General features: G+C 72.4%; 4 protein-coding genes and 1 pseudogene. 4 read left to right on the top strand and 1 reads right to left on the bottom strand.

The window, feature by feature from the left end; genetic code table 11:
• The 4 genes and pseudogenes from CCN42_RS42690 to CCN42_RS24295 form a co-directional block, all read left to right on the top strand.
• Positions 1–945, top strand: a pseudogene (locus tag CCN42_RS42690) (DUF6801 domain-containing protein); the annotation flags it as partial.
• A gap of 48 nt (positions 946–993) precedes the next feature.
• A complete protein-coding gene (locus CCN42_RS24305; RefSeq protein ID WP_086738796.1) occupies positions 994–1,971 on the top strand; it encodes a hypothetical protein in 978 nt (325 codons plus the stop codon).
• A gap of 218 nt (positions 1,972–2,189) precedes the next feature.
• The gene (locus CCN42_RS24300; RefSeq protein WP_086738794.1) at positions 2,190–3,401 is read left to right on the top strand and encodes a PucR-like N-terminal domain-containing protein; all 1,212 of its coding nucleotides are present in this window, start codon (positions 2,190–2,192) and stop codon (positions 3,399–3,401) included.
• A gap of 140 nt (positions 3,402–3,541) precedes the next feature.
• Positions 3,542–4,216, top strand: coding sequence for a toll/interleukin-1 receptor domain-containing protein (locus CCN42_RS24295; RefSeq protein WP_086738793.1), 675 nt, complete (start codon positions 3,542–3,544; stop codon positions 4,214–4,216).
• A gap of 10 nt (positions 4,217–4,226) precedes the next feature.
• Here CCN42_RS24295 and CCN42_RS24290 read toward each other — a convergent pair whose 3' ends face one another.
• Complete coding sequence (locus tag CCN42_RS24290; RefSeq protein WP_086738791.1) at positions 4,227–7,919, bottom strand: hypothetical protein; 3,693 nt, start codon at positions 7,917–7,919, stop codon at positions 4,227–4,229.
• Positions 7,920–8,201: the final 282 nt, after the last annotated feature.

Raw genomic sequence — 8,201 nt, 5'->3', positions numbered from 1 at the left:
CCCTCCGCCCCGGCACCGGGCTCCGGCACATCCGCTGCCCCCCAGTCCCCGGACGACCAGGACGACCAGGGGGAACAAGGGGACCAGGGAGACCAGCAGGACCCGGCGCCGACGGTGAGGGAACGCGACCCGCAGGGCGCCGCCACCCGCCCCGAGGCTCCTCCCTGCCGCTACGACGAGCAGCACCCGTCCACCTCGGCGTCGCTGAACGCCTACATCACCGGCTACGCCAACGTGCGCAAACTGGGGGGAGCCTCGCTCATCCCCCTGTCCTGCGCGCTGATCGAACAGGGGCCCACCGACATCGAATTCTTCCCGGACTTCACCGGGGGCTATCTCACCCAGCACTCGGAGGGAACGCTCCGGTACCAGGGGGAACCGCGCACCCCGCCGTTCCAGGCCACCTTCCTGACCTTCGGCTTCGCTCCGACGAAGGCCACCATGGTGCTGGAGCAGACGGGCCCCATGACCATGGACGGCAGCGGCGAGACCTCCTTCATCACCCTGTTCACCAAGATGGAGACCCGGATACGGGTCCCGCTGGTCCTGCGGGTGACCGCCCTGGAGGTCAACGGAACCCCGCTGGACGTCGGTGACGACTGCCGGACGCGAGGCCCGCTGCGCTCTCCGGAGCCCGAGCCCGCGAAGTTCCCCGGTGACCATCTGGTGCTGACCGGACGCAGCTCGCACCAGCCCCCCGACCTCCCGGTCGGCTATCTGCTCAGCTCGGGCGGCCCGTTGACCGGCGAGGTGACCATCCCCGCCTTCACCGGCTGCGGCGGCAGCGGTGGCGAGAACATCGACCGCCTGCTCACCGCCTCCGTCTCCGGCCCCGGCAACTACGTCAAGCAGATGCAGGGCCAGACGTGCGCGGTGCAGGTCTTCAACCCCGACCAGTGCACCGAGGACCTGCAGCCCCGCGTCATCCCCGTCCCGGAGCGCTGAGCCGTCCCGCCCGGCGCTCCCCCTCCTTCTCCCCGGAAGGCCACCACCATGCCCCGGCTCTCCCACCGCACCCAGCCCTCCACCCGCTCCCGGGTCTCCGCCCGCACCCGGCTCTCCGCCGTGGCCGCCCTGACGGCGCTCGGCACCCTCGCCTCCGTCGGCGGCGCGACCGCCGCAGACCCCACGCTGAACGGCCAGTGGGCCCCCTTCACCCGCTGTCCCGTGGACGCCGCGGCGATGCTGGCCGCCGACGGTTTCGACAAGACCCCGCAGTGCGTGGTCTCGACCTCCGCCAGCGGCTCCATCAAGCTGGGCAAGACCACCGTCGTCACGGGACGGACCAACCTCCAGTTCGGTGTCGTCCAGAACGCGGACGGAACCAGCACCGTCGTCGCCCCGCCCTCCGGCGCCCTGGTCGCCGACTCCGCCACCGTCCCCGGCGGCCTGCTCGGCCTGATGTGCCCGAGCGACATCCCGGTGATCACGGGCATCTGCCAGACCCTCAGCGACGCCAAGCTGAACAAGATCACCGCCACCATGGAGTCCGTCGGCGCGCCGTACGCCTTCGACCAGACCGCGGGCGTCCTCAAGGACATGCCGATCATCGCCCTGCCGGTCCGCATCCACCTGCAGAACCCGCTCCTCGGCGACAAGTGCTACATCGGGTCGGCGTCCGCGCCGATCCTGCTGCGGCCGAAGAACCTGGACTACCCGGCGTTCGGGATGAGCTTCTTCCAGGGCGACGGCACGCTCGACGAGGCCGGCGAGATGAGCCGGATCGACCTCACCGGCGCCCCGCAGAACGACAGCAGCTTCGCGGTGCCTGCGGCCAGTGGCTGCGGCCTGAACATCGGCCTGATCAACGCCGCCGTGAACGCCAAGACCGGCCTGCCGTCGGCCGCCGGGAACAACAGCCTCACCCTGAACAGCGCCCAGACCCACCTGGCCGGCCTCACCGCGCCCGGCACCGTCGCACCCGACGCCGGCAAGGTGCTCGCCCGCAACTGGCGCTCCGCCGTCCGGTGACAGCCATCCGACGGCGCTTCCCGGCCGTTTCCGGCGGAAGGCTCGGCAGCCCCCGGCCGAATCGGTCCGAGTGGTGTACACCAAGCGGTTGAATTGATTAAGTTTCAGCACCCAAACCGGTGTGACACCTGGTGGACCGGTCCGGACGCCCTCCGCGCGAGGCGGACCGCGCCCGGCCGGCCACCTCGCCGGACGCGTCGGAGCGCAAGAGGTGACTCATGCCCTCGATCACAGGGTCCCCCGAGGTCGGCGAACCGCTCGGCCCTCTGCCGAAGAGGTTCGCGGCCCTCATACGGCCGGAACTGCCGGGTCTGCTGAACGAGATACGAGCCGAGGTCACCCGGGCCTACCCGGTGTACGGCCGGCTGCTCAACGGGCCGGACGGGGACGCGATCCGCCAGGGCGTGGAACAGGCGCTGGTCACCTTCGTGGACCGGGTGGCCGATCCCGGCAGGCGCTCGGAGCTCCGCGACGAACTGCTGCGCAGGTTCGGCCGGGTGGAGGCGTACGAGGGACGCGACCTGGAAACCCTGCAGGGCGCCTACCGCCTCGGAGCGCGGATCGCGCTGCGCCGCGCCAAGACGGTCGGGCGGCAGCACAACCTCTCGCCCACCCTCATCCTCTCCTTCGCCGACGCCCTCTTCGCCTACGTGGAGGAGCTGGAGGCGGTCACCCGGGAGGGATACGCCGAGGTGCGGGAGCGGGCCGCGTCCGAGGTGTCCGCGTTACGAAGACGCTTGTTACACCTCATCCTGGCCGCGCCGCCGCTGCCGCGGACGACCGTCGCCGAGCTGTCCGAGGCCGCGGCCTGGGAGCTGCCCCGCCGGTGCACCCTGGTCGCGCTGCGCCCACCGGTGGCCGACCGCATCCAGGCCGCGCTCGACGAGGACGTCCTCGCCGATCTCGACATCCCCCAGCCCCACCTGCTCGTCCCCGGCGACCTCACCCCGCAGCGCCTCGCGATGATCCGCCGGGCCCTGTCCGGCACCCGTGCCGTGCTCGGGCTGACCGTCCCGCTCACCCAGGCCGCCGACTCGGTGCGCTGGGCTCGCCGCGTCCTGCAGTTCGTCGACGACGGAGTGGTCCCCGACGCCCCGCTGGTCGCCTGCGAGGACCACCTCACCACTCTGTGGCTGCTGTCCGACCATGCCCTGGTCGATCATCTCGCCGCCCGCGAACTCGCCCCGCTCGACGGCCTTCCGCCCAGTCGGCGCGACCGGCTCATCGAGACCCTGCGGGTCCACATCTCCACCCGCGCGCCCGCGGAACAGGTGGGCGAGATGCTGGGCGTCCACGCCCAGACCGTCCGCTACCGCCTGCGCAACCTCGACGCCCACCTCGGCGACCGGCTCGCCGACCCCGAGCACCGCTTCGCCCTGGAGGTGGCATTACGCGCCCTGCACCTGCGGGGACACGACGGCCCCCGGTGAGCCGACGGCGTGCCGGTGGGCTCCGGAAGTGTCAGCGTCGCGGGGGTACCGATCCGGCGGAGTACGGCCCGACGAACGCGGGCATCACGTGATACACGGTCCGTGCAGGGGCGGGGCCGCCGGACGACGACGGGGGCACGATGACTCATGAATCAGCGGGGGCGGAGCCGGCGGCCGGCGGCGGTGCGGCCGGTGGCCCGCGTGTCTTCATCTCCTACGCACATGAGGACGACGGCGGCGCACACGCGGAGCGAGTGCGCGCGCTGTGGGTTCTGCTGCGCCGCCACGGCGTCGAGGCACGGCTGGACCGCTCGGCCGCGGAGCGACCCCAAGACTGGGCGGCGTGGATGCAGCGGGAGATCGAGGCTGCCGACTACGTCCTGACCATCGCCTCCCCCGCCTACCGGCGACGGGCGGAGGGCTCGGAGGAGCCCGGCCGGGGAGAAGGCGTGGCCTGGGAAGCCCGGCTGCTCAAGGACATCGTCTACCGCGATCCGCACACCTGGTACGAGCGGATCCTGCGGGTCGTGCTCCCCGGCGGCAGCCGCGAGGACCTACCGGCCTTCCTCGGCGGCCACCATGTCACGCACTACACCGTCGACCCGATCGACCTGGCCGGCGCCGAGCCGCTGCTGCGCTGCCTCACCGGGCAGCCCTACGAGACCGAACCCCCGCTCGGCGCCCGTCCCCACTTGCCGCTGCGGCAGGACGCGGCGGCTCCCGCGCCCGGGGACATGCCCGCGGGGAACACCTTCACCGGGCCGACGGCCGTGCAGGTCGGCGACCACAACCACCAGACCAACCACTTCGGCTGACCGAGCGGGCTCACCGGCTCTCCGTCGGCCGTTGAGGCAGTGCCCGCCGTTCCCGGGACTCGACCGCCGGGACGTGGGCGCGCAGCTCTTCCGCGGCCTCCGCGCGAATCTCCGCGTCCAGTTCGGGAGCTTCGGCGAAGCGGCGCAGCAACTCCGGACCGGCTGGGTCCCCGCCCCGGGCGAGGTGGCGTACCACCGTGAGCCGGGAGAAGCCGTCGAGGGTGGCATCCTCAGCCATGGTGTGCAGCAGTGCCGGGAGCCGGGGGTCGTCGTGACGGGCCAGCTTCCTGACCGCCGACCGGCGGGTGAAGGAGCCGAGGCCTGGGTCGAGGGCGAGTTCGTACAGCAGGCCGGATCCGCGAGGATCCCCCAGGTCCGCCAGGTCGTCCGCGGCCTCGAATCGGTGCTCGTCATCGAGCGTGCCGTCCCGGGCCAGTGCGCAGAGCAGGTCGGCGCCGAGGGGATCACCTCGGTCGGTCAGGTGGTATGCCGCGGCGGCGCGGTCCCGGGGCGAGGCACCGATGTCGAGGGCGAGCGCGACGAGCAGCCCGGTCGCTTCGGGAGCCTCGTGAAGCGCCAGCGTGCGCGCGGCCGAGTAACGCATACCGGAGTCCAGGCCGGGGGCAGAGGCCAGGTCGCACAGGAGGGCTCGGGCGTGCGGCCGGTCGCTGCGGCCGAGCCGCTTCATGGCCGTCTCCCTGGTCACCTGGTGCAGCGCCGGGTCGGCGGCCAGCGCGCGCAACTGGTCCGGGGCCCGTGCGTCGTCCCGGTCCATGAGGGCGCTCGCGGCGGCGGTGCGGGTGGCCTCGGCGGCACCGGTGTCCGCCGCCACGTCGAACAGGAGGTCGGGCACGTGAGCCTCCGTACGCTTGGCCAGTGCGGCTACGGCCCGGGCCCGGCACACGCTGTCGAGAGACGTCCGGGTCGCGAGGTCGCGCAGTAGCTCAGGCACCCGCTCGTCGTCCTGCCCGCAGAGCCGCAGCAGCACGAACGCCCGCACGTTCATCTCGAGCGTGCTGTCGAGCACGAGCGCGTGCAGCGCATCGGTTCCTCGGGAATCACCCGTGTCGGCCAGTTCGAAGGCCGCCTCGATGCGGACGGAGGAGTGCAGGCCGACGTCGATCGCGAGCCGGTGGAGCGCGTCGGCCGCGCGCGGGTCCGCCACATCGGCCAACTGACGGACGGAAAACCGACGGTCGTGAGGGTCGCGGCTGTCGTCGCGGGCCAGTTGATGGAGGACGTCCGGAGCGTCCGGGCTCCCCAGCGCGGCCAGCGCGGAGGCCGCCCTGGCACGCGACTCCTCGTCCCAGAAATCTCCGCGTCCGAGGTGCCCCGGCTCGGTCAGCGCAAGGGAGCGCAGCAGTTCCCGGCCCCGGTCGTCGCCCGTACGCGCGAGATCCCAGGCCGCTCTGACGCGGGCGTGACCGTCGAGGTCGGGATCGTCGGCCAGCGAGTGGAGTACGTCCGGCAGCCCGGGGTGCCCCCGGTCGGACAGCTCCAGCGCCGCCCAGCGGCGGAAGCTCTCGCCCAGGCCTCGGTCGTGGGCAAGGGCGTGGAGAAGCTCCGCGGCGCGCGGGTCGTCTTCCGCTACCACGCGCCGCGTGGCCCACTGCCGGGCCTGGGAGTGGCGGTGCACGCGTTGGTCCATCGCCAGCGCGTACAGCACGTCGAGCAGCCTGTCGTCCCCTAGCGTCTCCAGCTTCGTCGCCGCCGTGACGCGGTACACAGCGTCGGCGGAGGCGCAGGTGGCGATGGCGTGGTGGGCGTCGGCGGCGCGGGGATCGCGCAGGGATGCGAGGCGCATGGCCGCGACGCTCCGGTCGGAGTCGTCCGCCCGCGCGCTGACGGCGAGGGCGTACAGCACGTCGGGAAGCCGCGGATCCGCGAGGGCGGCCAGCCGGTCGGCCGCCCAAAGCCGCTGCGCGGAGTACTGGGCGTCGCTGACGGCCAGATTGTGCAGCATGTCGTGCACCTGCGGGTCCCCCAGCTCCAGCAGCTCCGCGATGGCGGCGACCAGTGCGGTCCCGTTCAGCGCGCCGGACTGGACGAGACGGTGCAGGATCTCGCGGATACCGGGATCAGGGAGCCGAGTCAGCGCCACGACGGCCCGGGTCCGGTCCTCGTCGGTCCTTCGCCCGCTCCGAGCGGCGCCCGTCAGTCCGCGCGCCATCCTGTCGAGCAGGTCGGCCGGCAGGTCCGTGCCGATCCTGGCGAGTTCCGCGAGGAAGAGGCAGCCCTCCAGACCGCCCCGGACCGCCAGCCGGCGCAGCCTCGGCAGCACCTTGTGCCGGACCTCCGGCGAGGCTGTGTCGATGACGAAGCCGACGTAGGAGGGATCGGCACCGCGCCAGTCCGCCAGGATCCGCCGCACCGGGCGCACTCGCGGGCTGCGCGTGGTGTGGCGGGCGGCGCAGTACTCCATCAGCGTCTGATGGGCGAAGACATGGTCACCGGCGTGGAAGGCCAGGAATCCGCTGTGGCTCAGCGCGGTGGCGAGGAATGCGCGCCATACGTCCGGAGGGACGGGATAGGGCGGGGGCTGGGCGTCCGGATGAGCCTGCACGACCTCGACCGCGTTGAGCCGGCTCCCGTCGCGTCGCCGGGCCGCGAGGTGGTCGATGAGGTGCGGCAGCCGGCTGAGGGTGTGCTCGGCCCGGGTCACGGCGGCCTCGCCGTAGCGCTGGAACGCGGCCGGCAGCTCACGGGGGTCGCCCGGCTCGGCCGGGTTGTACTGCCGCTTGTGCAGCAAGCGGGCGAACTGGGCGTAGATCTCGCCCCGGACACCGGGCAGCGGGTCCGTGGGAGCAGCCGCACGGAGCTGGCACAGCAGGGAAGCCGTGAGCGGGATGCGTGCCAGGCCCGCCAGGCGCGACCGGTTCAGATCCCCGACGAACAGGTGCGCCTGGCGGGAGGGCTCCGTCAGCCCGTGGGCGCCGAACCATCGCCGGGCGACGTCCTCCAGATCCGTGAGCTGGAAGCGTTCCAGTTCGTAGCGAGGAATCTCGGGGCCGAGCACCGACAGCTCGTCCTCGGGCAGCGGGCGGGTGGCGATGACGAAGCGGTACCGGGTCCGGTTCTGGTTCCGGGGGTGTCGCGGTTTGCGCTGGTTCCGTTCGATCGCCATGAGAGCGCTGAGCACCCTCCGGCGCCTCGTCGGATCGGCTATCTCGTCCAGCTCGTCGACCAGGACCAGCCAGTGGGAGTGTGGTCCGGGCGGCGCCTGGAACAGGTCCGGGGGCAGCGTCCCGACAAGGCCAGGCAGCTCCAGCCGGACCGCGAGGGACAATGCCTTGGACAGGGAACGGCTCTCCATCGCCGCGGCGGGGACGAGTACCGGGACAGGGCCGTCGCGTGCGCCGTCGAGCTGTCGACGCACGCCCACCGCCAGCAGGGTGCGCAAGAAGCTGGACTTCCCACCGCCCGCCCCGGCGAGCACGACGCACGTCTGGTCACCGTTCAGAATCCGCTCGACCGCGCCGGGTTCGAGCGGAAGCCCGTTCTCCGCCAGGTTGCCGAGGCGCTGCTGCACGTAGACGTCGTCCAACGATGGCCCCTGCCCCGGCAGCACTGCAGGATAGGGGTGCTCCTTGGAGGCGTCGGCGGCGGCCGTCAGATACTCGGCCAGTCGGCTCTCGTGAGCGTCGGCGTCCTGCGCCCGGTCGGTGAAGTAATTGATCTGAGTGTTCCCTGTGCCCTGTTGCACCGCCGCGGGACCATGGAACGTGTTACCGGCCGACTCCGCGCGCACGCCACCGCCGGATACGACAACGGGGCCGCCCTCGCCTTCCCCCTCGGCCTCATCCATGAGTCGACGCCGTCACCTCACCCGGTCGCACGGTCGGTTGAAGTCACCGCCAGACTACTTGCCACGGGACGTGGCTGCCGAGGGCGGCGACGTCACCGGGGAGTGGGTATCCACCCCTCGAACGGCGGCGGTCTGTCCCTTGTCGCGTCGCCGGCCCCGGCCCTAGGCCGTGTCCGCAAA

It is taken from the genome of Streptomyces glaucescens, from assembly GCF_002154375.1.
GTDB classification, from domain to species: Bacteria; Actinomycetota; Actinomycetes; order Streptomycetales; family Streptomycetaceae; genus Streptomyces; species Streptomyces glaucescens.
The sequence above is the reverse complement of the archived record's forward strand: the minus strand, read 5'-3'. Positions and strand labels throughout refer to the sequence as shown.

Coding starts and splice junctions, on each gene's coding strand:
- CCN42_RS24305 (WP_086738796.1), top strand. CDS start 994: ATGCCCCGGCTCTCCCACCGCACCCAGCCCTCCACCCGCTCCCGGGTC.
- CCN42_RS24300 (WP_086738794.1), top strand. CDS start 2,190: ATGCCCTCGATCACAGGGTCCCCCGAGGTCGGCGAACCGCTCGGCCCT.
- CCN42_RS24295 (WP_086738793.1), top strand. CDS start 3,542: ATGACTCATGAATCAGCGGGGGCGGAGCCGGCGGCCGGCGGCGGTGCG.